This is a genomic window from Nocardia yunnanensis, from assembly GCF_003626895.1.
GTDB lineage: Bacteria > Actinomycetota > Actinomycetes > Mycobacteriales > Mycobacteriaceae > Nocardia > Nocardia yunnanensis.
On sequence record NZ_CP032568.1, the window covers coordinates 7,394,856 to 7,416,107 of the forward strand.

The window sequence follows — 21,252 nt, forward strand, 5'->3', positions numbered from 1 at the left end:
GCGCTGGTCACCACAGGGCAAGCTGCGGTTCTTCGGGTTCGGCCAGCTGCTCGAGGGTGAGCCGGTACAGCTGGGGCAGATCCCGCATGTCTTCTGGATAGGTGCGCCACCAGGTGAGGGCTTGGGCGCGTACCTGCTCGGGCAGCGAATCGCACCACTTCGCCAGCCTCGTATAGGTGATCGAAACGTCTTGCAACAGACGGCCTTTGCGGGCCTTCTTCACGCTGCCGTCCGGGTAGCGGTCGGTGACTATCCACTCATGCCATTGGGCGGTGATCCGCTTCTTGGTGCACTTGTAGGCGAACCCCCCGCCACATCCGGAGCGGTATCCGCGCGCCATGTACTCGATGCCGTATTCGGTGCTCGCGATGCACGGCCCGATGAGGTCGTAGACCTTGCGCAGCAAGGCGCGCTCCGGCCCGGTGAGCACGACGGCGGCTGGTGTCGCGGTGGTCTTCTCGGGTTCGGCTGGGGTGGCGTCGGGCCGGGTCTGCTCGATGGGCTCGGCCAGCTGCGTGAGCGCCATCATCGGGCCGCCTCGGCGTAGATGATGCGGGCCAGGCGTTGCCGGTGTTCGCCGATGCCGCGCGAGCCGAGTAGCGGGGCCTCGGCGTGCGGCCAGACTTCGCGCACAAGTCGGGTGTATTCGGCTCCGGCGAGCACGATTACGGGGCGGTGCAGCAGTTCGGCGGCGGCGGCCTGGTCGTGCAGCTGCTCGGCGGTGATGGCGTCGTAGTCCGATAGTCGGGTGTCGTAGGGCTCGATCACGGTCGTGAGGCGCAGCAGGCCGTGACGAGCGGACAGAATGCGGATGTCGGCGGCGTCGGCGGCCAGCTGCCAGGCGGCGCGCAAGCACATTTGCGCATATGAACCGGTGTAAAGGGCGGCGGCCGCGCTCGCGGTGTCGGCCTTCTTCATGCCGCACGATGCAATTACCAGCGGTGATGTGGTCATGACGGGGTAACCCTTTCGGGGAGTTGGGAAGTCGGGGCCGTGGGATGCGGGCGGAATCCGCGGCGGCCCTCGTCGTAGGGGCGGCGGTAGGGCCGGGGGCTGTTCGCGACGCTGGGGCGCGACGCCAGCGGCGTGGACGCGCCCCAGCGCGGCCGCGCCACCGGCACCGAAAAAGTCGTGTGGCCGGCGGTTGCCCTAGAGTTGAAAGGCAAGATCCCGGGCAGGTTGCGACTGTCCGGGCTCTTGCTTCTTCCGGGCCTTACGTGAGGTCAGACATGGAAATCTGCCCGGAAATCTCGTTCCGTGGCCTGGTCTACCTCGTTGATCACGAAGTCATCGGGCAAGCTGGTGTGTTCGCGCTCGGTGCCCTCGTGTTTGCCTTTGCCCTCGGCGATGAGGTCGCGTAGGCGGGCGTCTCGGTCGTCGGCGTCGTCGTCCCAATCGTCGGGCACGGGCACGATGTAGGTATCCCACTGGCGAACGTCTCCGGCGGTCTCGACCCTGAGAAACTGCATGTCAGGCACTCTTTCTATGTTCGGCCCGTGGTGGGCCGGGGGTTGGTGCCCTGGACCGGTTGCGACGGTCCAGGGCGTTGGGCGGGTGTTGGGGTTAGTCCTCGTCGCCGATGTCGGCGAGTCGGGGCAGGGAGTTTGCGGGCTTGGTGATGAGCGATTCCGCCAGCGCGTAGACCGGGTGCGGGGTGGCGGCCGGGAACAGCGGCACTTTGCCCTTGAACTCCTCGGTGTCCAGCGACCAGACCGGCTCTTTGGGGCCGAATCCGCGTGCGACGTAGGCGGCTTCGAGCTTCACGCCGTGCTCGCGCAGGGCGCACGCTGCGGCGTCGGTGAGCAAGACGTGTTCTTGGCTGTTGTCGCCGGGGCCGTCGGCCTCGATGTCCACCACCAGGGCGACGGCGCGGGTTCCGTTGGTGCCGTAGCTGAGGGCCTTGGCGTGGAACGGGTCGAAATAGTCGATTTCGTCGGCGACCCAGATTCGCTCGATCTCGCCGAATCCGTCGCGGCTGTCCTTCATGAGCAGCAGAACTAGGGCCTGATCGGGGATGCTCATCTTGGCGGCCTTCTCCCACATGCGGGGCACTGCGGCGACCAGGGCGTTAACGGCTTCGATGCGGTTCGTGTACATGATGAATGGCCTTTCAGCGGTTGTGGATTTGCGCGCTCGGCGCGGGTGATCCGCTGGGCCCTGGGCCGGTTGCGACGGTCCAGGGCGTTGCGGGTGATGGTTAGCGGCCGCGTTCCCGCAACCAGCGGATATCCGCGCGTACGTCGTCCAAATTCGACTGGCAGGACCAAAGTCCCTGTTTGTCGCTGACCCAGTAGCTATAAGGGCCGGTGCGGTACACGCAGTAACCATCTTCGGTGGTCCATCGCGCGTCGGCGTGGGCCCGTGTAGTGCCGATAGCAACTGCCGCCGGGTTGAACGTGCGGTCCTTCTTGACGGCGGGCGCTGTGCTGGTGGTCATCGTTGTTCTCCGGTCTCTCGGTGGGGTTTTCGCTGGCTGTCTGTTCCGCTGGGGCCCTGGGCCGGTTGCGACGGCCCAGGGCGTTAGGCGGGGTGGTCAGTCGCGGATGTTGATCGGGTCGAAATAGGTTCCGTTCGCGTCGGCTCCGATCGCCCAGCGTTTGCCGTCCCAATCGGGGTACAGCTGCCGCCAGACGTTCGCGGCCGCGTCCTCGCGCTCCATCGGTCCGGCGTGGCCCTTGCGGGCCTTGGCGTCGTACTCGGCGCGGGTAAGCGTGCGGGTGGTCATTTGGGTTGTCCTCCTGGTGTTTTCGTTGGTCGGTCAGTCTTCGAACATGGCTTTGAGCCACTGGGCGGCGGGCTCGCCGTCGATGGTCAATTCGCCGTCGATCAGGCGGATATCGCCCCGCTTGATGTCCATTTCCCACGCCGCGCGGGCGATGAGTTCGGCCATCTCCTTGGCTTCCTCGAGTGAGGCGATTCCGTCGCCGTAGAACACGAACGTGCCCGTGTTCGAATAGGCGGTCTGGCTCCACTTGGCGGCGGTCAAGTCCCACGTGCTACCGAATTTCGTGATGTCGAAACTCAGTTCGCCGTGTTCACGACTGCCAGCGGTGTAAATCGCTGTGCCGGTACCAAGTTCGTGCCATTCGAGCACTGCGGTTGCGTTCTGCATGGGGTTGTTCTCCTCGTGTTTTCGCTGGTTGGCGGTTCCGCTGGGGCCCTGGGCCGGTTGCGACGGCCCAGGGCGTTAGGCGGGATTAGCGGTTGCAGTACTCCGCGCGGTACTGCGCGAGCATGGCGACCTCGAAACGCACGCGGGTGGCGTCGTCCAGGCGCTCAAGGAACACCAGCAAAGCGGCCTCGAACGTGCGGGCGACGGTCGCCGCGAACTGCTCGGTGGTCATCTTCTTGCCGTCGTTGATCTCGGCCACCAACGTGACGCAACGGGCGTTGAGGGCATCGACCACTTCGAGAGCGGTCATGCTCTTGGGCAGTTCGGTGAGGGGGTAGGTAACCGGCATTTCGTCTCCTGACTCTCCCGGCCGGGTGGCCCCGACCGTTTTTTTCGCCTTCTGGCATGGAGAGTTGGACCGTCCAGGGCCGCCGGAGCACAAGCCCTGAGCCGGAAAGTTTTTCCCTGGGAGCGCAGCGACCGCTTTTTGGGAAAAAGTTTCTGGCGCCCGAAGGGCCGGAGCGAAGCGGAGTCAGGGCTTGTGTGGAGGCGGTTTGGACGGTCAAAATCGGAAGGCCAGAAGGGGAAAAGAACAAGCTCTTTTCAGTCCGGCCGCAGGCCGGTTCCTCAGCCGGTCGCCCTTGCGGCGGCCCGCCCCCGGCAGGGGGCGCACATCACGGACGGCGGCCGCCGGGTTCGGCTGGGACGGGGCCGCCTTCGGCTTGCCGCCGCTGGGTGGTGAGCCTGCGGGAGCTGCGCTGGCTGCGGTAGGGCTCGGTGTCGCGGCAGCTCTAGCCCTGGTGGTGGTTGGGACAGAGCAGGGCACCGTTCGCGAGGTGCCATCCTCGGCCCGCGAGCCATTCCGCGACGGCCGCCGGCACTTTCCCGGCGGCGGAATCCGCGGCGAACTCCTCGGCCAGTAGCGGCCCCTCCTCGGGGCATCGGGCGCATTCGGTGTCGCCGACCGGCCCGCGCGGCTGGCAGTGCTGGCAGTGGAATGCTTCGCGTACACCGTCCGGCGCGGCCGGGTCCGGGTGCAGCCACAGCACGCGCATATCGGCCCGCATTCGGGCGTCCTCGGCGACGCTGGCGGCCTTGCGGCGGCAGCTCGGGCATTGCGCGACGGCGCGGGATTGGCGGCGTTCGTAGCCCTCGGCGTCGGCCAGCTGTACGACGGGCGCGGCGGGCTCGTCCCACAGCTGAAGCTGTGCCGACTTCGGTTCCTGATTCGCGTCCGCCATGCCCGTGGTCCTCTCCGGGATTCAGCCCAACTCGGCCAGCTCGTTCAGCCGTTGCAACGTCAGGTCATCGACGGCGTGCAACACCTGAAACCGGCCCGGATGGTCAACGGCGTGGCCGAACGAACGCCACGCATTCGCAACCGTCTTCCCGGCCCGCTCGGTGGTCAGATAGAGCACCCCGGAAACCGGCTCGCTACTCGAGGCCAGCCGCTCGGCGTGCGAGTCGAGAACGGTCCGCATTTTCCGGCCCGATTTCGGCGACAACTCGATTTCAACCAGGCCGATGCTGTTGTCCGGGAGCCACAGCATCCCGTCGGCGGCGTGGGCCTTCGGGTTCAGCGGGTGATCCGCGGTGAACGCCGGGGTTCGCCAGCCGTCGGCCAGAAGGTGATCGGTCAGGGCAAGCCCTTCGTGCCGCTGGGAAACCAGCCAGATCGAAAACTCAGCCAACAACAGATCATGCGCCAGCTCGCGCCGCGCCAGCCGGTACGAGCGCTCTGCGGGCCAATACACCTTGTGCTTTCGCGCTTGGGTGATCAACGCCGACCCGATCACGCCCGCCTGCTCGAGCTTGATCACGCGGCGCGAAAACCGGCGCTGGTCCATCTCCTCGCCACCGACATGGCTGTAGGCGGCCCTGAGTCCCGCTGAGGATGCGATACGAACCTCGCGCAGCCATTCGAGCACCTGCACATCCCGCGCGGTGAGCGTCGGATTTGTCGGCCGTTCCGGCTTGTCGCCGGTCGCGTTCTCCCGCTTCACAATCGCTGTCATGGCTGTTGCTCCCGCATCTCAATCGTGACCGCTGACGGCAATCCAGATGCCAGCAAACCCACTGCCCTGGCGCGCACATCATCGCGGCCGCCACCGACAGATATCGTCGTCGCGTCCCGCGAATCGCGCGCCCTCACCAACAACTCGGCCAGCTCGGCAACGTCGGCCAGCGACTCGCTGATAACCGACTCTCCAACTCCCACCGACCGCGCGTAGAAACCAGCGCCACAGGTGCAGCGAAACGCCTTCTCGATCGTGCGGGCCTGCCGTTCGCTGATCCGCTCGCGAGTGTCCGCGAGCAACTGCATTCCGGCCCAGAACACCCGAACCTCAATCGCGTGGCTACCGGGCTCACCCGGTGTCGGCAAGCGCACGCCTTGAACCTCCGGCATCTCGCCATCGACACGGCCACGCGGCTGGGGCGCAGCAATCCGGAACTGATGATTCGCCACCGGTGGCCGCGCCCGAACACGCGTAGCCTGCGCCAGACCCGCGCTCGCCGCGCGGGCCCGATCAACGTCACAGATCCAACCGCCATGCAGAGACGACAACGGCCCTTCCGCCTCGGTCAGAATCACCACGGAATCCACCTGGGAAACCATCATCGGTGACACTGCAACCGCATCCAGAAACGGCCAGCCGTACGACTCTTCATCGGGCATAGCGTGAACCAACCTCAACGTCTCGACACCAGCGAACCTCGGAATGACACCCGTCGATACTAACCCGAAAGCGGCAGGAAGACCGAGCACATAAACGCATATCAATCAACACATTTGCGACCGAGAAAGCCGGACCACTGGGCCTACATGGCAAGCCAGTGGAGTTGGCGCGGCAGCACCTTCACGACACCTATCGAAACCACGTCTGGAACGCGCCGAGAAACCACGGAACGCGACCTACCCGCGACGCGCCAGCGTCGCCGATAAACGGACGCCGTAGGCGTTCCTAAGAGGTGGTGGCGGAGGGTGCGCAGCCGCCCTCCCCCATCGCTGAGCGCGGGCCCACGGATGTGGGACCGGGCCGCCGGAGGCGGCGAACGGCCAGCCCCCCGGAGGGGGGCGCGGGCCGAGGGGGGAGGAACCCCCGGAGGGGGCAGGGGGAGGAACCCCCCGGAGGGTGGGCAGGGGGGAGGAACCCTTTCAAGATTGAAAGGGCAGGGATAGTTGAGTGTGTGTCTGTTTGAAGGCTTCGGGCATGTGCTTATGGAGCTTGCGGAATACATGCCCGGAGCCTTCAAACAGACACACACACTCTCTTCTTTTCATCTTTTGTGGTTTCCCTCTCGCCCCCCGCCCCTGGTTTCTCGACCCCCCTTGGTCTGCATCTTTTGCTTTTCGCAGATCGAGGGGGGTCGAGAAATCGGAGCGCAGCGGAGAAAGGGGCGGGGGGCGAGAGGGAAACCACAGGTCAGCGCCTCGCGCTGACCTGATGAGCACTCGCCAGCCCTGGGGTACAGGGTGGGGTACCGCATGAGGTTACCTCTCCTCACCTTGTACCCCACCCTGTACCTCACCCTTGCGACTCTTCGGCCGGGGTGCCGGCGGTGGTGTTCTTCGCCTTGTTGCGAGCCTTGTAAGCAGCGCGAATTTCGTCGGGGATTTTTCCACGGGCGGGTACTTCGCGGCCTTGCCCGCGGGCCCACTTCCGGATATCGGCATCGGTGGTTCCGGGCTTCGCGGTGCTCTTGCTGGCTCCCAGCTTGACGACGCGACCGGCGGCCTCGAACCGGCTCAGGAAGTCGGTTAGTTCCTTCTCATTGGCGGTGGTGAGTTCGATGTCATAGGCCGTGAACTTGTCCGGGGTGCCGATGCCGAACCGGACGGTGCGGCCGCCGCCTTCGGGGATCTTCTCGCCGGTCGTATCGTCGGTCATGTTCGTAACTTCAACTTTGGTGATGGCCACGGTCTTGCCCTCCTGGTAGATGGCTCTCGCTTGCCAGCCTAGCGCGCGGCTTGTGTATCGCGAGACGCACATGATTCGGTCAGGACTTTCCGGAGGACTTTCGCCGGTAGAAGCGGCGGATTCCATGACGTGACCGGTTGACAATAAACCGGTCTAGCGTGTCTCCAATATCGCGTGATGCCGCGCGAATTTCGTCAGCACCCCCGAACCAGGATCGGGGCAACTGTCCGATGCGGTGCGTGATTGGTGCGCCCGTGATCTGCTCTACGGCCGTGAGGGATTTCACGGCTGTTTCTGGGTCTCGGATGAGCATCGGCCAGCGCGTAGCGATACCGTGTACGGCCAACATGCCGGTGTCGGTGAACGAAGCGATTTCGAACGTCTGAAGTAGTCGGCGGTACGCCTCTATTTCGTCCATCTCGTCAAGGTTTGATGTCTGCGACGTGTCGAACAACCCGGTGTGTAGTCGGACCTCGGCCAGCACGCACGGAACGGCGAGTGCGGCCAGAGCTGCGAGGCGGTGATTTCCGCTCGTCTCGATGCGGAACAGCGGCCCAATCGGCAGCTTCCATGCTTCGACCTGGATCGCCGGTGTTTCCGGGTCTCCGAACAGCTCTGTGAGCCCTGCGGGGGCTCCTCGCTCGTAGGCGATTCGCTCGGCAAATTCTGGAAGGCTGGCGAGTGGTTCGACGTGTCTGGAATTGGGTTGTCCTGTGGTGGTTCGCGTCTGGCGTGTGGCGTTGCTGTTGTCGTGGATGAACGACCGTGTGCCGCGTTCTTTTAGCAGAATGCGCCTGGGGTTGATCCAGGCCGTGAAGGTGCTGCCGCGCCAACTCCGCTGGCTTGCCATGTAGGGGCGGGGTCTGTCCGCGTAGTTCTGAATGCGCTGCGCCAGGATCTCGCGCGGCGGAACAGCCTCGGCGCGGAGGTGGGCGACCAACAGATTCAGGCCGTCTCGAAAGCAGTCCGGGGAATCCGCGGTGAGAAACCCGGATTTGGTGAGGCGCTGGGCCGTTACGGCGATGTCGTCGGCGTCTCCGTTCGTCTCGTACGCCGAACGCCTCGGCATTCGCGCTCCCCCTGTTCGTCGGCTCCTCGGCGGCGCGGTAGTGCCCCGTTCGAATCCGCGGTTCCCGTGTTCGCCGCGCCCTCTATTCTCCTCGGGCTGTTCCGCTGTCTTGTTCGCTCCACTGTAGGGCGCGTTCCGTCGTTCGCGGGCGTTCATGCGAACGGCAGTGAACAAGGTCCGCCGGACGACTCCGGCGCCCATCGGGCGCGGGCTCGGCCGATGCGATTCGCGGCGCGTGTTCGCTCCGGGAGGTGAACGGATGAACACGCGCTTCCGGCGCTCGGCGTGTTGTTCACTCGTTCGCTGAACGCGGACAGAACGAAGGGCTGCCGCGCCAACTCCGTTGGCTTGCCTCGTAGACCCCCGTGGTTGCGTTCGCTGAACACAGCGAGGGCCCCGGACAGGTTGCGACTGTCCGGGGCCCTCGTGTTCGCTGTGTGCGGGTTGTTCAGGCGTTCACTATGTGGCGTTCGCGCACGATGAGGTGAGCCAGGATCGCGCCCATACCGACTACGGCGACGGGAAGGCACGCAACCATGGTGATGATCTGCCATGGGGCGGACGTGATGTGCCGGGCTTCCATGACGTGATAGGCGACTTGGCCGGCTGCGCCGATACCGAGACTGGCGAACGCCGAGACCATGGCGTAGGTGCGAGTCGTCTTCGTGTTGATCCGTCCCGAGAGCCACACATAGAGGGCGTAACTCGCGTACGCCTCGACACCGATCGGCAAGGTAATCGCCGAATTGATCGTGAAGTCATCGGCGATGCCGGGCAGCGGGTGAACAACACCGAATCCGGTCAGCTCGCCGAGACCGACCCACCCCGACCAGATCGCGACGAACGCCGGGAAGGCCATCAGCAGAACCGGCCAGGTCGGCAGGGCCCGGCTGGGCCGGGCTTGCGGCGCGGTAACGCCCGCGCGCTCCTCGGCCTCGTCCTCCTGTTCGCTCTCCGCACTATCGGCGCTAGTGCCCATATGGCCGCTATCGGCCATCACGGCGGCGGCGTCCAGTCCGCGGCCCTTCCGGCGGGCGGCGGCCAGCTCGACCAGGGCGGCGTTCAGTCGCCGCCGGGGCCGTCGTTCGGTCGTTTCGTCAGTGACGTTCACCGGGTCGGGCTGTTCGGTCGGCTGTTCACTGCTCCCCCGCTCCGGCGTCCGGTCGGCGGCGGCCGGGGCCGGGTCCGCGATGGGCTCGGTCTGCTCGAGAGTGAACACGGTGGTGCCTCCTGACGGCTGTTCGGTGGTCTGTTCGCTGCACTGTTCGGTGTTCACTCCCCCGGCGCTGAACAACCCGCGTGCGTCGTCCAGATCCGGCAAGCCGTGTTCGCTGCGGTACTCGCTGACTGCCTTCCATACCGTTGTGCGGCCGACCTGGCGGCCATGGTCGGCGAGCCACTGGCGGACCTCGGGGCCCGTCGGCTCGATCTCGGCGGCGTGCAGCTGCTCGCAGGCGTACAGGCAGGCGTCGCGCTGCGGCTCGAGGGCGCGCAGCGCGGCCCGATGGAACCGGTCTGCCTCGCCGACCATGTGCTGTGTCGCCGTCATGGGCGTTCACCCGATCCTTTCGCGGCGGTCCATGTCCCTATGGGCAGTAGGACCAATAGAAACCATTCCGTTGATGTTTGCCCCTAGTGCCCATATGGGCACTAGGGCTAGTAGTGCCTCTATCCAAGGTGGTCTGGATAGGTCGGATAGCGGCGATAGATCACACCGTATATGCACTGGTGCGCGGGTTGCTCGGTATAACCGTTTCCGACACGCAAACCATATCAGCACTAGTGCCCATATGGGCACTAGTGGCGCAATGGCTGGTATGACACACTGAGGCCATATGGCCAATAGCGGCCCATATAACCCATGGCGCTGATATTGTCCGTGGGTCGCCGTATGGCATATACCCCCAGTCAAGGATGGGCCTCGATGGTTGCAACCGCAGTGATGAATTTGAAGGGCGGACCAGGCAAAACGATGGTCGTCAACGGCCTGGCGCACGCCTCGGCCGAACGGTCGGAGCAGGCGGCGGCCGCGCTGGCGCGGCAGGCCGCCGACGCCAAGACGCCCGTCGGCAAGACCGAACCGTCCCTGATGGCGGCCGTCAAGCAGATCATCGGGCCCGTTGATGAGGCGGTGCTGATCGGCGACATGGACCCGCAGGGCAATACGACCAGGCATATGACCGGCTATTCCATCAAGAACGTGCCGCCTGTCGGCACACTGGCCGATGTCCTGGACCGCAAATCGAAAATCGAACTGGCGGACGTGGTGTTGCCTGCCAGGACGCGAGATCGAATCTTCGTGGCCCCGTCTGGCTTCGACGAGATGCAGGGTGTTCAGGACTCGTTGCAGGGGAAGACCGGCGCTGAACTGTGCGTCCGGAAGGCGTTCCGCGAGGCTAAAACCCAAGGTCGCGTGCTGTTCGACACCCGCCCGGCGGTGGATCTGATCACGCGGGCCACGATGATGGCCGCTGACAACCTGGTCCTCGTCACCACGCCGGAGCTCGACGCGATCGACGGAATGTATGCCGTGTTCAAGGCCCTGGCCGACCTCAAGGAACACGCGGATTACGAGTTGCCGCTAGTGGGCTTGGTGATCAACCAAGTGGACAGCAGCCGTAACGACCACGCCGACGGCGTGAAGTACCTCAAGAGCTACTGCGACAACGCGGGCATTGCCGTTCTGGGGGAGCCGTTTCCGCAGGCAGCGGACATTTCACGCCTGACGAACGCAGGTCTGGGCATGGATCAGCACACCCGACCGTCGGCGAAGTCGCGGTTCTGGGCCCAGAACTTCGCGACCATTCTCGACGCCATCGACAAGGAGGCCGCGGCCCGATGAGCAACAAACTTCCGAACCCTCTCGGTGACCTGCCCGACCCAGCGGAGGCGAAAGCGGCTCGGAATCCGTTCGCGCGCCACGATTCTGCGCCCGAAACGCCCGCGGCGCCGGCTGACGATTCCAGCGATGAGCAGGACACCCCTAGCGCCACTACTGCCCCTAGGGGCAGTAGCAAATCTGCTGGTAAGAGCGGGAAAGCGGGTGAGGAAAGCGAGCGCAGCAAGCGGCTGGCCGGTTCCTCGGACATCCTTCTGTCGCTGCCGACGGACCTCAAGGACCGCATGGAACGGGTGATTGCGTACACCCGGCCGTACACCGGCGTGGACAGTCAGCAGGAGTTCATTCGCCGGGCTGTCGCGAAGGCATGTGCGGAGCATGAGGGGCAGTACCACAACGGCGAACGGTTCCCCGCGATTGTGAAGCCGGAGCGAAAGCGGAAGCCCAAGGCCAGCTGACCAGGCGGAACGCCTATATGGCCAATAATCAGCGCTCTAGGCGTACACCCGGTCCGGGTTGAAGTGTGCCGACACGGAGTAGAGCAGGCCGTAGCAGGCGGCGGTGTCCTCCTGGGCCAGGCCGCCGGGCTGTAGCCACTGGTCGGCGATCTTCGCCCATCCGTCGGGCCCGTGGGCCTCGTCGGCGTAGGCGCTCACGATGGCGGCCAGGTGCTCGGCTACCTCGGTGTAGCGGTCGGGGGAGTCCACCCACCGGCGCAGGACGGCGGCCATTTCGTCACGGGCCCCGATGTGGACGCGCTTCGGGCTCGGGCCCGTAGCGCGCATCTCGTCTGCACTCTTGCCCGCCTTGTTCGGCCACAAGTTCAGCCCGTTGCCGAAGATCCAAACCGATTGCAGCCGTTCGGATTCCCACGAACCGGGCCGCCCGGCGGTCATCGCGCGGGCGGCGTAGTAGTAACTGCTGCTGGGCTTCTCGCCGGGCTCCATGGCCTCGGCGCGGGCCCGGATCTCGTGGTGAACCTGCTCCAGCGCGGAAGCAAGAGAGCCGATCGCCTTCCGGCCGGCGGTCTCCAGCGCGGCGCGCAGCTGCTCGCGGTCCTCGTCCAGCAGACCGAGCACCGGCCGGACCGGGCCGAACTCGCGCACGATATCGGCGAGCGGCCGGGCCTCCAGGAGTTTGGGCGTGCCGGTCGGGTCGAATCCGCGGTAAAGCCCTTCGGGCCCGGCCTCGTGCAGCCATCCCTGATTGTGCGAGTCCACCACCCGGTAGGGCTGCTCGGTGTCGGTCATGGCCTCGATCGTGCCACCAACGGCCGACATGCACCGGCCGATCAGGTGGGGTATCCGGCGCGCGTACGGCGGCCGCGCCGATACGGTGGATCTCGATATCCGGCGGGCGGTCCGCCGGGGCCGGGGGAGTGGTGGTCATGCGGCTGGTGGACATGTGGGATGTCGTGCCCGTGGCTGAGTGCCGATCCCGCTTAGAGTCGTTCTACAAGTGCGAGGAGTACGGCCGGACTGCGCGGGAGTTGGACCGCGATTGGATGGCGACGGTCTTCGAGTGGCGGAAGCGCGTTCTTCTCGGCAACGACCACGAAGACCAGGACTGGCGGTTGGCCTACCTGCGTGAGGCTCGCGTACGGATGAACTGAGAGGTTGCAGAATGACCTACCTCATCAAGCTTCCAAACCCCTAATTTGGCCCCTCCTACCCTGAACTACCGGATTAGGCTGCTGGCGTGTCCTACATCATCATCGGGGTTGCGTGGGGCAGACTGCGCCCATGGACCTTGAGGTCGAAGACTGGACCGATGTAGACGCGCCGCCGTTCCCGTTCGAGGAACATTGGTTGCCGCGTCGGCCGCTGGCTGGCAAGGCCAAGAACAGCGGCCACTATCGGATGTCCAGGGACGCGGCCTTGCAGCATCCCTACATCGAGGCCAATCCGACGGCGATCAAGAGTTTCGTGATCACCGATCACGACGGCGGCCGCGCCGATGAGATCGTGGGCCTTGCCGGGCTCCCGGCCCCGTCCTATATCGCGCTGAATCCGCATCTTCGGAACGGCCACATCGTCTACGCGCTGGCCACGCCGGTGATTCTGACCAACGCCGCGCATCGGCGGCCGGTCAATCTGCTCTCGCGCGTGGAATCCGGGTTGAACAACATCCTGGGCGGGGATGTGACCTACGGCGGCCGGACCACCAAAAACCCCCGCCACCCTGAGCATTTGCCCTTGTGGGGCCCGGATTACGCGGTCTACTCGCTCAAGGATCTGGCCGACCCGTTGGAACGGCTCGGGGTGCTGCCGAAGTGGGCGGGAGTTCGTGAGCGGCGCGAGAAGCTGGCGACCACCGACACGGGCCGCAACGTCGAGATCTTCGAGGTCACCCGCAAGTGGAGCTACCCGAAGCGGGGCGATTTCACCGACCTGGGGCTGTGGGAATCCGCGGTGAGTGATTACGCCTGGGATCGGAATGTGGAGCTGATCGGGTCGTGCTTCACCAAGGGGCCTTTGCTGTTTCCCGAGGTTAACCAGGTCGCGCGGTCCATCTCGCGCTGGACGTGGCGACACATCGTGCGGTCGTTCAGCGAGGAACAGGCTAGGCGTGCCCAGATTGGCGCGGCCAAGGCTGGCCATGAAGAGATGTCCCGCCGTGGGAAAATCATGACGGACGCGAAGCGGCAAGCGAACCGCAAGCGTGCGACCCGGTTTGACATCAACGCAATTGTTGCTGATGCCCTGGAGGAATGACCGATGGCTGCTGAGAACCCGATGCGGCGCAAGAAGAGCGCCAAGGAACTGGCGGACAAGCACGGATGCTCTACCCGCACCATCCGCCGCAAGATCGCCGAGCCACGCGACGACTACGTAGCCCGCGCGGCCGCGCAGCGCGAGCGCGCCCAGCAGATGCGCGCCGACGGCGCGAGCTACCGCGCTATCGCTGACGAACTGGGCGTGCCTATTGGGTCGGTGTCGTCCCTGCTGCACGTTCGTCAGACTTCGAAGGCCGGCTAGGGCCCTCGTCCCCATCAGGTTATTAGGCTGCTGGCATTTCCTACTTCATCACGCGGTCGTCGGATCTTCCCGGCGGCCGCATTTTCTATCTGTGAGCTGCGGTTACTGGTCGGCCTAGTCGGTGCGGCGGGCTCGTGCGCGGGTGTCGGCGTCGGCCTGGCGGGCGCGCTCGCGGGCGTTGCCCACGTTGCGGTGCGCCAGCTGCGCGACGGCGGCGCGGGCGGCGGCCCGGCCGGGGGAGTCCGCGGCGGCCGCGTTCATGGCGGCGGTGCGCATCTCGGCGAACAGGGCCCGGTTCGCGGCGCGCTCGGCTTCCTGGGCGGCGACGGTGCGGGCGCGGTCCAGCAGGGCCGGGGGTACGTCTTCGGGGACGAACCGAAGGATGTGGCAGAGGTAGCCAATTGGCTTGTCGGGGTTGGTGATCAGCTTCTTTCCGGAGATCCGGAACTCTTCGAACGCGCCGTGCACGTCGTCGGCCAACCACCCGGCGACGGCGTAGCGCGTCAGGGCGGCCGCCAGCTGCTGGCGGGTGATCCGACGTACCCAGAGCGGCATTCGTTCGTCCCTGCGGCATTTCTCGGCCAGCAATGTGGCTCTCTGGTCGTAGGCTCGGCTGATCTTGCGGCGCTTCCCCTTCTCGGTGCCGCGCGAAGCGCGTCGTTTCATCTCGTTCTCGGATGAAGAAACTGATTTTGATCGTGAGAATGAAGGAAAACCGTAGCTTCGCTCCGGTGGGGTGCCAAAACCCTGATCAAGCAAGGTTTTCACGATTGAGTTATCCACAGGCAGGGTGCTGGATTCGTGCAGGGCGGACACGGCGGCCCAGCCTCGGGCACGGTCGTTGCGCTTCCAGGACTCCAGGCGCTCGGCGAGGGTGCGGTGACGGCCCGCGAATACCACTGTCCTGCATCCGAACCGGGCCAGCAGGCGGCGGCACCGGTGGATGGTCGATTCGCTGCGCGAAACCTCGCGCTGTAGGCGGCCAACGGTCACGCGGGAATTGCGGCCGGTGGCGTAGTCGGCTCCGGCCGATTCGCCGATGAGATAGGCGGCGAACGTCTTCCGGGCCACCGCCTCGACCGCCTGAGCGTCGCGCAGGGCCTTGTAATGGCCGTCATACAGCGCCATGCAGTGAGCAATCCAGCGTGCCCGGCCCCACCAGCACGCTGGGGCCTCTTGCTCTGCGGAACCGGTGTAGGCGTTCTCGGGCAGCTCGAGGCGCAGCGGCGGCAGCACGAACAGCGCGGCCGCGCTTGGGTGCGCGGACGTGCGCCGACGGCGCGGGGAGGTGTAGCAACCTCGCCCAGATACAGGAACGGGTAGCCCGGCACCGGTGCGAACAAGATCGTGACCGACAAAGCCGGTCGCGATGCTTTGAGACGCACGCGCGCGCTTGCTACCCTTAGAACCGCTTATCACAGCGCGTGGTCCTTCGGGGCCTTGAAAAGCCCTCCGGCTGCAACCGGGGGCTTTTCCTCGTTTATGGGGTTGTGGTGTATCGCCAAAGCGTCGGCCTTGCGGCCTCCGTCAATTCCTAGTGCATCCCGGTTCAATGATGAAGTAGGACACGCCGATCAAGGTCGGATTTTCTGTTTCATCCTCTGCGCGTGGTTGCAGCTGCACGCTGAGGGCTGCCGCGCCAACTTCGTTGGCTTGCCTCGGTTTTCGGCTGGTCAGCTTGGGAGGGTGGTCACGGCGGTGACAGTCCAGACGGGTTGTTTGGTGACCGTGATCAGGGTGGTTGCGGTGAGGTCCCCGGCTTCGGGTCCGCGAACGTGGGTGGTGATCTTGCGTTGCCAGCTGACCTCGGTGTCGGCGGGGTGCTGCTCGCTGCTGATCGCGCTGGATGCGGTGATGGTGGCGCGGGTGTTCATCCACGATTCCCAGAGCGGCCGGGGGATCTGGTAGGGCCGGTAGGAATCCGCGGCGCGTGGGGTGAGCAGCGGCCGGGCCCGGTCGCGGGCGGATTCGGGGCCGGTGTCGCCGTCGGCGGGCCGCCAGTCAAACAGGGCCGCGACGGCGGCCAGGGCGACGGCTTCGGGGTTGTCGCGGTTCAGATCCGCCCACGGGGCGGGCAGTGGCGGAAGCGTCGCGACGGTCGCGCCGGACGGTACGCCGGTGCCGTGGTCGTCGTGCTCGCCGAAATCCTCGTGCCCTCGCGAGCACGCGGCCAGGGCCGCGACGGTGAGGGCCAGGGCGACGGCGGCGAGTATCCGGCGCCCTCGGGCGTTGCGGGTGAACGGCATTGCGGTTGTCCTCCTGTGTTTTCGGGCGGCGGATGCCGGTCAGTCGCGAACGTTGATCGGGTCGAAATAGGGCCCTGCGGTGTCCGCCCCCATCGCCCAGCGTTTGCCGTCCCAATCGGGGTAGATCTGCCGCCAGATGCCCGCGGCCTCGTCCTCGCGGTCGATTCGCCCGGCGTAGCCCTCGCGGGCCTTGGCGTCGTACTCGGCGCGGGTGAGGGTGCGTGTGGTCATTGCTGCTGGCCTCCTCCGTTCGGTGCGGCGGCCGCGAGGGCGGCGTTTCCGCTGTTCTGGGTGATGTACCGGCGGATGCCGATCAAATTTCCACCGTCTGAGACGGGGCTGTCCTGGATTTTTTGGCCCTCGGTCGGGGCGTGGATCATCCGGCCCCCGCCGGCATAGACACCGACGTGTTGGGCGCTGCCGCCGGAACCGAAGAACACCAGGTCACCGGCCTGGGCCTGGCTGAGATCCGCGACGGGTTGGCCTTGTCCCATCTGGCCGGGGTTGCTCGGGTCGCCGGTGTAGTGCGGCAAGGACACCGCGCCGTTGGTGGCCTTGGCGTAGGCGTAGAGAGTGAGGCCGGAGCAGTCGAATCCGCCGCCGGTGGGCCCGTTCGCGTCGCCACCGCCCCAGACGTAGGGCAGGCCGATTTGGGATCTGGCGGCCGCCACAACGGCCGCACCGCTACCAGGGTCACCGGGTGTTACGGGCTGACCTGGGGTGCCTCCGTTGGGACTGCACGTGCCTGTTGCGCCGCTGGGCGCTACGCCCTGCAACCGGGTGAACAGCTCGCGGGCCTCGGCCTCGCGGGCACCGTATTTCCCGCGCAGGTCGCTTCTCGGGCGCTGCACGTCGGCGGCGGCCTCGGTGAACGCCTTGGACTGCCAATCGCCGGAAGCGGTGAGCCGCTTATAGAACTCGCTGGCCGCGTGGGCGGGCTGCATGATCTCGGCGACGGTGCCGTAGCCCATATCCGCCTGTTGCTGCATGATCCCGATGGATGCGTGATCGCCGGGCGCTACGCCGTCATTCGGGTAGTTCTTCGACTCGGGTACGGCTTCGCTTGCGCGGTTGCGTAGTTCGTCCTCGACCAGCGCGACGGCCAGGGCGATGACGATTCCCTGATCCGATACGCCCATGCTCTTGCCGGTGCTGATGACGGCCACGGCGTTGCGGTCGCGGGCCGTATTCGTGTCCGTGACTTGCTGATTGGCGTCCGGCGTGGTGGTGCCGCCGGTGCCCTCGCGCGCGGCCTTCAGGTACGGGGTGGGGTCGGTGTCGGTGCCGCCGTTCAGCCGGTCGCCGTTCCAGATCTCGAAATGCAGGTGCGGGCCCGAACTTTGGCCGGAGTTGCCGGACCGGGCGATGAGCTGCCCGGCCTTGACCTGATCGCCGACCTTGACCAGCACCCCGCCGGGGTTCATGTGCCCGTAGACCGTACTCATGGGCTTGCCGTCGATGACGTGGGAAATGACAATCCACGCGCTGAAGCCCTGTACCCCGGTGTCCTGGGCGGCGGTCACCGTGCCGTCGGCAAAGGCGTAGATGGGGCTGCCCTCGGGGACGGGGAAGTCATCGCCGCGATGGTCGGGCCGGTCCGCGGTGCGGTACCCCGAACCCACTTCCACGCTCTTATCCAGCGGGTAGGCGAATTGCCCGTTCACGGCTTGGCCAGTGGTGGGACCGCACGCGGTGTTGTTCTGCTGCAACCCGGCGCAGCGCGCGAGTAGCAGCAGCAACAGCAGAATGACGGCCAGGATCTTGCGCCAATTGCGCAGCAGGACAAGGACAGCGACGGACATCGGCTATTCCGTCTTCATGCCGGTATTGGTGTCGTGGATGCCTAGTTCCCGCTCCAGGGGTGATATCCAGGTCCGGAAGGCCAAACCTGGGCGGTCGGGGTCGTCGCCCCATTTGGCGATGAATCGGCCCTTGCCGGGGTGGGGCATGGTGCGGTGGCCGGTCTGGGCCGGGGGCGGCGCTGAGGTCCAGGACAGCAGGCGGGCGCGTTCGCGGTCGGTGTAGTCGATAAGTCCGGCCTGGGCGTCGATTTCGTAGCCGTTGATGGGGCCGGTGAACGTGGCCTTGGACCGGGAGATGAACCCGGTTGCCTTGCCCTGCTCGGTGACATCGCCGGACACCTTCGTGAAGTCGGTGACGGTGTGGGTGTAGGTCATGAGCGACACGCCATCGGTGCGGTTGGTGCGCGTCATGCGGTCCAAGGTCTTGATCTGGCTCGACCCGCCCACGTCGAGCAGCTGGGAAAGCTCGTCCATGTGAATATCGGTGACGGCCTTTCGGCCGAATCCGTTGTCAGCGAGGGTCATTCGCGCCGACACGGCGGCTTGGGCCTCCATGCCGGTGAGCGCGATAATTGCCGCGCGCAGGTCGCGGCCGCTGTGCACGTTGATGATGGACAGGTCGATATCGACCATGGCGACGGTGAGATCCAGCCGGGTTGTGGTCTGGCCGTTGAAGCTCTCGCCGAACATGCCGACGGTCAAGCTCTTGAGCGACTGCAAAAGCCGGTTCGTGGTGTGCGCGAAATCCGCGGCGCTGGCCGTGGCGACGGCGTAGCGCATGTCCTCGGTCGGGTCTTCTAGCTGGCTGATCAGATCGGAGATGATCGGCGGCCGCGCCGGTGAGAACCGGCCACCGGCGTACAGCTCGACCAGGGCGGCGCTGATGGCGGTGGATTCGAAGTCTTCCAGCGGCGCGCGGCGGCGCAGCGACATCAGGGCCTCGACGTTGAACAACTGGGTCTGATGCAACTCCGCGACCAGCCCGGCGGCGGCGTGGTGCCCGTCGGGTAGTCGGCGCAGGGCCCATGCGTAGGCGCTGGGGTCCAGGGGATTGAGCACGCCGTGACCGGGGCCAACCTCGATGATCTGGCCGTCCTTGGTGCCGGTCTCCTCGTTGTTCAGCAGTTCGCACAGCCGCCGGAAATCGGGCTTGATGTCGGCCGGGCAGATGACATGCCGCCCGCTGGCCAGGCCGCCGAGGATGAGCTGACGGGCCAGGGTGGATTTACCGAATCCGTTGGGGCCCAACACGAGACCGACCGGCGCGGAAATCTGTTCGGCGTCGAACCACGCCATCTGATCGTAGAAAAACGGTGCGCCGGTCTCGTCCTGGATGCCGATAGGCCAACCGGGAGAGATGAATTCGGTGCTGCGCGGAAACGGATACAGGCCGCACACGCGGTTGGTGGTGCCGCGAATCTCGGGGATCGGCATGGGCTTTTTCATGTAGCCGCCGTACGGGGCCATGAATCCGCGGGGAGTTGGCCGGCGGTCTGCCTGCCAGGGCTGGCGGCCGCCGGAGAAGCTGGCCCGCCAAACCCCCAGCTCGTGAGCGCGTAGCTTGCGGGCGGCGTTGAACTTGCCTGCAATGCTCATCGTGGGCATGGCCTCGCGCAGGTAGGCCACCTCATCGGCGAGCATCACCCCGTCGGCTCCACGGGCGTGGTTCTCCTGCCGGGCGGTCACACGGCGGGGGAGATACAGGCGGCTGCCGGTCATATCGGGTCTCCTCCGGGTATATGGCCCCTAGTGGCCATATGGCTGAAAAGATGGTGTGAGCTGTGGAAATGCGGTGTTTGCGTTGGTTAGGCGGACAAGATGTCTGTCACGTCGGTCTCGTCCATGTCCGGATAGACACCGATCCCCATCCCGGCCAGGAACATGGCGGCCTGGTCGGAGAAGCAGGGCGCGAACTTGATGCTGGCGGCGATTCCGGCGGCGCGGATGAACGCCGTTTCATCGACGCCGGATGCGCCGATGGGCACGGTCACGGTGACCAGCACGCCCACGCGGGTGAGGCCGTGGCCTTCGGCCAGATCCTCACGGGTGGCGGCGATGTCGTCGTAGCGCATCTGCTGGCGGGCATCGACTAGTCCGCGCTTGCGGCGCTGGACGGCGGCGAATGCGTCGCGGTAATCGCCGTCGGTGGTCTCGATGGCGTCGGCGGGCCGGTAGGGGCGGTAGATCATGGTCACCCGCTTGTAGGGGGCGCGGTAGGTCGGCGCGAGCAGCTGGGCCAACACGTCGTCTTCGATGGGCTGCACGGGGAAGTCCCACGCACGGAACGTGAATGACTTGCCCGAGTCGTGTAGGTAGTGGCTGTGCTCGTCGGCGTGGTAGGTCGGGCCCGCGTCTTCCCAGAGGATTCCGGGGTCACCGGTCATCGCCATGGCCTCGTCCAGCATCGGACCGGCGGCCGGATTGAACGCCGCGTGCGTGTGGGCGATGATCTCGCCGACGCTGGCGAACGTGGCGAACAACCCGGCCCCGGCGGCCGCGTCGGTCAGCTCCTCGAGGCGGCGGGCCACCGACTCGATGCCGGAGCGGAAATTGCCGCTGGAGTAGCGGAACGTCACGGCGATGCGCTGGCTGTAGCGGATGCGATCGGTAGCCAATTCGGTGGTGCGGTCGTCCATGAGTTCCAGCGCCAGGCTGGGCGCGGCCTCGTGGCGGCGCTTGGTGATCTCCACGTCATAGCGGGCCCCGGTCTCGGGCACGGTGTCGGTGATGACGGCGATTCCGGCCACGTCGCCGAATTCACCGGCGCGGCGGATGAATTCGCCCCATCCGGCCACCTGCGCGTTGGTGGTGGCCTCGGGCTGGGTCGCGCGGCCGGTGGCTGAGGTGTCCATGACGATGGTGACGGTGCGGTGAATCGGGTTCACCAGTGCGCCGATATCGTCGCCGGTCATCGGGTCGAACAACCTGTCCAGGATGATCGGGGAGGCCAGGCCGGGCAGGCGCGAATGTCCGCCGGGAACCTGGGCGAACAGGCCGGTGCGGTACCGGTGCGCCATGCGGCGGCGAATCGGCCAGCTGCGCAGCCAGGCAATGAAGTAGTCACCGGCCGACGTGCCCCGGAAGCGGATCATGCTCGGGCCGATGAGCAGCACGGCGATACCGAGAATGACGGCCGCGCCGGTCATCGAATTCAGGATGTAGGCCGAACCGATCGCCAGCGCCATGGCACCGACGGCGGCCATGGACATTCCGGCGGACAGGCCGGGGATAAGGCCCGTGCTCTCTGGCTTGCGCCATCCGGCGTATTTCTGAGATCCCATCGTGG

General features: G+C 66.0%; 26 protein-coding genes. 5 read left to right on the top strand and 21 right to left on the bottom strand.

What is annotated here, in order from left to right:
• Positions 1–7: 7 nt before the first annotated feature.
• The 14 genes from D7D52_RS34705 to D7D52_RS38855 all read right to left on the bottom strand — a co-directional run bounded on the left by D7D52_RS34705 (position 8) and on the right by D7D52_RS38855 (position 9,650).
• On the bottom strand, positions 8–529 hold the full coding sequence (locus D7D52_RS34705; protein WP_162958765.1) for a hypothetical protein: 522 nt from the start codon (positions 527–529) through the stop codon (positions 8–10).
• Positions 526–954, bottom strand: coding sequence for a DUF6884 domain-containing protein (locus D7D52_RS34710; protein WP_162958766.1), 429 nt, complete (start codon positions 952–954; stop codon positions 526–528). Before D7D52_RS34710 ends, D7D52_RS34705 begins: the two co-directional genes overlap by 4 nt.
• 269 nt (positions 955–1,223) lie before the next feature.
• A complete protein-coding gene (locus tag D7D52_RS34715; protein WP_162958767.1) occupies positions 1,224–1,478 on the bottom strand; it encodes a hypothetical protein in 255 nt (84 codons plus the stop codon).
• A gap of 85 nt (positions 1,479–1,563) precedes the next feature.
• Entirely contained in the window at positions 1,564–2,097 is a 534-nt protein-coding gene (locus D7D52_RS34720) for a hypothetical protein (RefSeq protein ID WP_162958768.1), read from the bottom strand.
• Positions 2,098–2,197: 100 nt separating this feature from the next.
• Positions 2,198–2,437 carry a hypothetical protein gene (locus D7D52_RS38320; RefSeq protein WP_162958769.1) on the bottom strand — a complete coding sequence of 80 codons (240 nt, stop codon included), beginning with the start codon at positions 2,435–2,437 and terminating at the stop codon, positions 2,198–2,200.
• A 96-nt stretch (positions 2,438–2,533) separates the two neighbouring features.
• Positions 2,534–2,725, bottom strand: coding sequence for a hypothetical protein (locus D7D52_RS34725; protein WP_120743211.1), 192 nt, complete (start codon positions 2,723–2,725; stop codon positions 2,534–2,536).
• A 33-nt stretch (positions 2,726–2,758) separates the two neighbouring features.
• On the bottom strand, positions 2,759–3,112 hold the full coding sequence (locus tag D7D52_RS34730; RefSeq protein WP_120743212.1) for a hypothetical protein: 354 nt from the start codon (positions 3,110–3,112) through the stop codon (positions 2,759–2,761).
• Between the two features lie 85 nt (positions 3,113–3,197).
• On the bottom strand, positions 3,198–3,461 hold the full coding sequence (locus tag D7D52_RS34735) for a hypothetical protein (RefSeq protein WP_120743213.1): 264 nt from the start codon (positions 3,459–3,461) through the stop codon (positions 3,198–3,200).
• Positions 3,462–3,903: 442 nt separating this feature from the next.
• Complete coding sequence (locus D7D52_RS34740) at positions 3,904–4,353, bottom strand: hypothetical protein (protein WP_120743214.1); 450 nt, start codon at positions 4,351–4,353, stop codon at positions 3,904–3,906.
• A gap of 21 nt (positions 4,354–4,374) precedes the next feature.
• Complete coding sequence (locus D7D52_RS34745; protein ID WP_162958770.1) at positions 4,375–5,127, bottom strand: hypothetical protein; 753 nt, start codon at positions 5,125–5,127, stop codon at positions 4,375–4,377.
• The gene (locus D7D52_RS34750) at positions 5,124–5,789 is read right to left on the bottom strand and encodes a hypothetical protein (protein ID WP_162958771.1); all 666 of its coding nucleotides are present in this window, start codon (positions 5,787–5,789) and stop codon (positions 5,124–5,126) included. Before D7D52_RS34750 ends, D7D52_RS34745 begins: the two co-directional genes overlap by 4 nt.
• Before the next feature lie 850 nt (positions 5,790–6,639).
• Complete coding sequence (locus D7D52_RS34760; protein WP_162958772.1) at positions 6,640–7,032, bottom strand: Lsr2 family DNA-binding protein; 393 nt, start codon at positions 7,030–7,032, stop codon at positions 6,640–6,642.
• Between the two features lie 79 nt (positions 7,033–7,111).
• On the bottom strand, positions 7,112–8,101 hold the full coding sequence (locus tag D7D52_RS34765; protein WP_120743218.1) for a hypothetical protein: 990 nt from the start codon (positions 8,099–8,101) through the stop codon (positions 7,112–7,114).
• A 448-nt stretch (positions 8,102–8,549) separates the two neighbouring features.
• Positions 8,550–9,650: a hypothetical protein gene (locus tag D7D52_RS38855; RefSeq protein WP_222932733.1), complete on the bottom strand. Its 1,101-nt coding sequence runs from the start codon at positions 9,648–9,650 to the stop codon at positions 8,550–8,552.
• A gap of 375 nt (positions 9,651–10,025) precedes the next feature.
• On the opposite strand from D7D52_RS38855, the gene D7D52_RS34775 reads away from it, so the two are divergent.
• Together D7D52_RS34775 and D7D52_RS34780 are read left to right on the top strand one after the other, a co-directional pair.
• Positions 10,026–10,943, top strand: coding sequence for a ParA family protein (locus tag D7D52_RS34775; protein WP_162958773.1), 918 nt, complete (start codon positions 10,026–10,028; stop codon positions 10,941–10,943).
• Positions 10,940–11,398, top strand: a complete 459-nt coding sequence (locus tag D7D52_RS34780) for a hypothetical protein (protein ID WP_120743220.1) — start codon at positions 10,940–10,942, stop codon at positions 11,396–11,398. Before D7D52_RS34775 ends, D7D52_RS34780 begins: the two co-directional genes overlap by 4 nt.
• 36 nt (positions 11,399–11,434) lie before the next feature.
• Here D7D52_RS34780 and D7D52_RS34785 read toward each other — a convergent pair whose 3' ends face one another.
• A complete protein-coding gene (locus tag D7D52_RS34785) occupies positions 11,435–12,190 on the bottom strand; it encodes a hypothetical protein (RefSeq protein WP_162958774.1) in 756 nt (251 codons plus the stop codon).
• 137 nt (positions 12,191–12,327) lie between these two features.
• Here D7D52_RS34785 and D7D52_RS34790 point away from each other — a divergent pair, with 137 nt between their 5' ends.
• From D7D52_RS34790 to D7D52_RS34800, 3 genes are all read left to right on the top strand, one after another.
• Positions 12,328–12,552 carry a hypothetical protein gene (locus D7D52_RS34790; RefSeq protein ID WP_162958775.1) on the top strand — a complete coding sequence of 75 codons (225 nt, stop codon included), beginning with the start codon at positions 12,328–12,330 and terminating at the stop codon, positions 12,550–12,552.
• Between the two features lie 130 nt (positions 12,553–12,682).
• Positions 12,683–13,654, top strand: a complete 972-nt coding sequence (locus tag D7D52_RS34795; protein WP_120743223.1) for a replication initiation protein — start codon at positions 12,683–12,685, stop codon at positions 13,652–13,654.
• 3 nt (positions 13,655–13,657) lie between these two features.
• On the top strand, positions 13,658–13,918 hold the full coding sequence (locus D7D52_RS34800; protein ID WP_120743224.1) for an HTH domain-containing protein: 261 nt from the start codon (positions 13,658–13,660) through the stop codon (positions 13,916–13,918).
• A 114-nt stretch (positions 13,919–14,032) separates the two neighbouring features.
• Here the strand turns inward: D7D52_RS34800 and D7D52_RS34805 are convergent, their stop codons facing one another.
• The 6 genes from D7D52_RS34805 to D7D52_RS34830 form a co-directional block, all read right to left on the bottom strand.
• A complete protein-coding gene (locus tag D7D52_RS34805; protein ID WP_120743225.1) occupies positions 14,033–15,046 on the bottom strand; it encodes a Replication protein Rep in 1,014 nt (337 codons plus the stop codon).
• 545 nt (positions 15,047–15,591) lie between these two features.
• Positions 15,592–16,164 carry a hypothetical protein gene (locus D7D52_RS34810; RefSeq protein ID WP_120743226.1) on the bottom strand — a complete coding sequence of 191 codons (573 nt, stop codon included), beginning with the start codon at positions 16,162–16,164 and terminating at the stop codon, positions 15,592–15,594.
• Positions 16,165–16,203: 39 nt separating this feature from the next.
• Positions 16,204–16,395: a hypothetical protein gene (locus D7D52_RS34815; RefSeq protein WP_120743227.1), complete on the bottom strand. Its 192-nt coding sequence runs from the start codon at positions 16,393–16,395 to the stop codon at positions 16,204–16,206.
• Positions 16,392–17,966, bottom strand: coding sequence for a peptidoglycan DD-metalloendopeptidase family protein (locus D7D52_RS34820; protein WP_120743228.1), 1,575 nt, complete (start codon positions 17,964–17,966; stop codon positions 16,392–16,394). Before D7D52_RS34820 ends, D7D52_RS34815 begins: the two co-directional genes overlap by 4 nt.
• 3 nt (positions 17,967–17,969) lie before the next feature.
• On the bottom strand, positions 17,970–19,685 hold the full coding sequence (locus D7D52_RS34825; protein WP_120743229.1) for a hypothetical protein: 1,716 nt from the start codon (positions 19,683–19,685) through the stop codon (positions 17,970–17,972).
• 86 nt (positions 19,686–19,771) lie between these two features.
• A complete protein-coding gene (locus tag D7D52_RS34830) occupies positions 19,772–21,247 on the bottom strand; it encodes an SCO6880 family protein (RefSeq protein WP_162958776.1) in 1,476 nt (491 codons plus the stop codon).
• Positions 21,248–21,252: the final 5 nt, after the last annotated feature.

Bases quoted from the DNA above. Each gene is read 5' to 3' on its own strand.
- D7D52_RS34705 (WP_162958765.1), bottom strand. From the start codon at position 529: ATGATGGCGCTCACGCAGCTGGCCGAGCCCATCGAGCAGACCCGGCCC.
- D7D52_RS34710 (WP_162958766.1), bottom strand. From the start codon at position 954: ATGACCACATCACCGCTGGTAATTGCATCGTGCGGCATGAAGAAGGCC.
- D7D52_RS34720 (WP_162958768.1), bottom strand. From the start codon at position 2,097: ATGTACACGAACCGCATCGAAGCCGTTAACGCCCTGGTCGCCGCAGTG.
- D7D52_RS38320 (WP_162958769.1), bottom strand. From the start codon at position 2,437: ATGACCACCAGCACAGCGCCCGCCGTCAAGAAGGACCGCACGTTCAAC.
- D7D52_RS34725 (WP_120743211.1), bottom strand. From the start codon at position 2,725: ATGACCACCCGCACGCTTACCCGCGCCGAGTACGACGCCAAGGCCCGC.
- D7D52_RS34730 (WP_120743212.1), bottom strand. From the start codon at position 3,112: ATGCAGAACGCAACCGCAGTGCTCGAATGGCACGAACTTGGTACCGGC.
- D7D52_RS34735 (WP_120743213.1), bottom strand. From the start codon at position 3,461: ATGCCGGTTACCTACCCCCTCACCGAACTGCCCAAGAGCATGACCGCT.
- D7D52_RS34740 (WP_120743214.1), bottom strand. From the start codon at position 4,353: ATGGCGGACGCGAATCAGGAACCGAAGTCGGCACAGCTTCAGCTGTGG.
- D7D52_RS34745 (WP_162958770.1), bottom strand. From the start codon at position 5,127: ATGACAGCGATTGTGAAGCGGGAGAACGCGACCGGCGACAAGCCGGAA.
- D7D52_RS34750 (WP_162958771.1), bottom strand. From the start codon at position 5,789: ATGCCCGATGAAGAGTCGTACGGCTGGCCGTTTCTGGATGCGGTTGCA.
- D7D52_RS34765 (WP_120743218.1), bottom strand. From the start codon at position 8,101: ATGCCGAGGCGTTCGGCGTACGAGACGAACGGAGACGCCGACGACATC.
- D7D52_RS38855 (WP_222932733.1), bottom strand. From the start codon at position 9,650: ATGACGGCGACACAGCACATGGTCGGCGAGGCAGACCGGTTCCATCGG.
- D7D52_RS34775 (WP_162958773.1), top strand. From the start codon at position 10,026: ATGGTTGCAACCGCAGTGATGAATTTGAAGGGCGGACCAGGCAAAACG.
- D7D52_RS34780 (WP_120743220.1), top strand. From the start codon at position 10,940: ATGAGCAACAAACTTCCGAACCCTCTCGGTGACCTGCCCGACCCAGCG.
- D7D52_RS34785 (WP_162958774.1), bottom strand. From the start codon at position 12,190: ATGACCGACACCGAGCAGCCCTACCGGGTGGTGGACTCGCACAATCAG.
- D7D52_RS34790 (WP_162958775.1), top strand. From the start codon at position 12,328: ATGCGGCTGGTGGACATGTGGGATGTCGTGCCCGTGGCTGAGTGCCGA.
- D7D52_RS34795 (WP_120743223.1), top strand. From the start codon at position 12,683: ATGGACCTTGAGGTCGAAGACTGGACCGATGTAGACGCGCCGCCGTTC.
- D7D52_RS34800 (WP_120743224.1), top strand. From the start codon at position 13,658: ATGGCTGCTGAGAACCCGATGCGGCGCAAGAAGAGCGCCAAGGAACTG.
- D7D52_RS34805 (WP_120743225.1), bottom strand. From the start codon at position 15,046: ATGGCGCTGTATGACGGCCATTACAAGGCCCTGCGCGACGCTCAGGCG.
- D7D52_RS34810 (WP_120743226.1), bottom strand. From the start codon at position 16,164: ATGCCGTTCACCCGCAACGCCCGAGGGCGCCGGATACTCGCCGCCGTC.
- D7D52_RS34815 (WP_120743227.1), bottom strand. From the start codon at position 16,395: ATGACCACACGCACCCTCACCCGCGCCGAGTACGACGCCAAGGCCCGC.
- D7D52_RS34820 (WP_120743228.1), bottom strand. From the start codon at position 17,966: ATGTCCGTCGCTGTCCTTGTCCTGCTGCGCAATTGGCGCAAGATCCTG.
- D7D52_RS34825 (WP_120743229.1), bottom strand. From the start codon at position 19,685: ATGACCGGCAGCCGCCTGTATCTCCCCCGCCGTGTGACCGCCCGGCAG.
- D7D52_RS34830 (WP_162958776.1), bottom strand. From the start codon at position 21,247: ATGGGATCTCAGAAATACGCCGGATGGCGCAAGCCAGAGAGCACGGGC.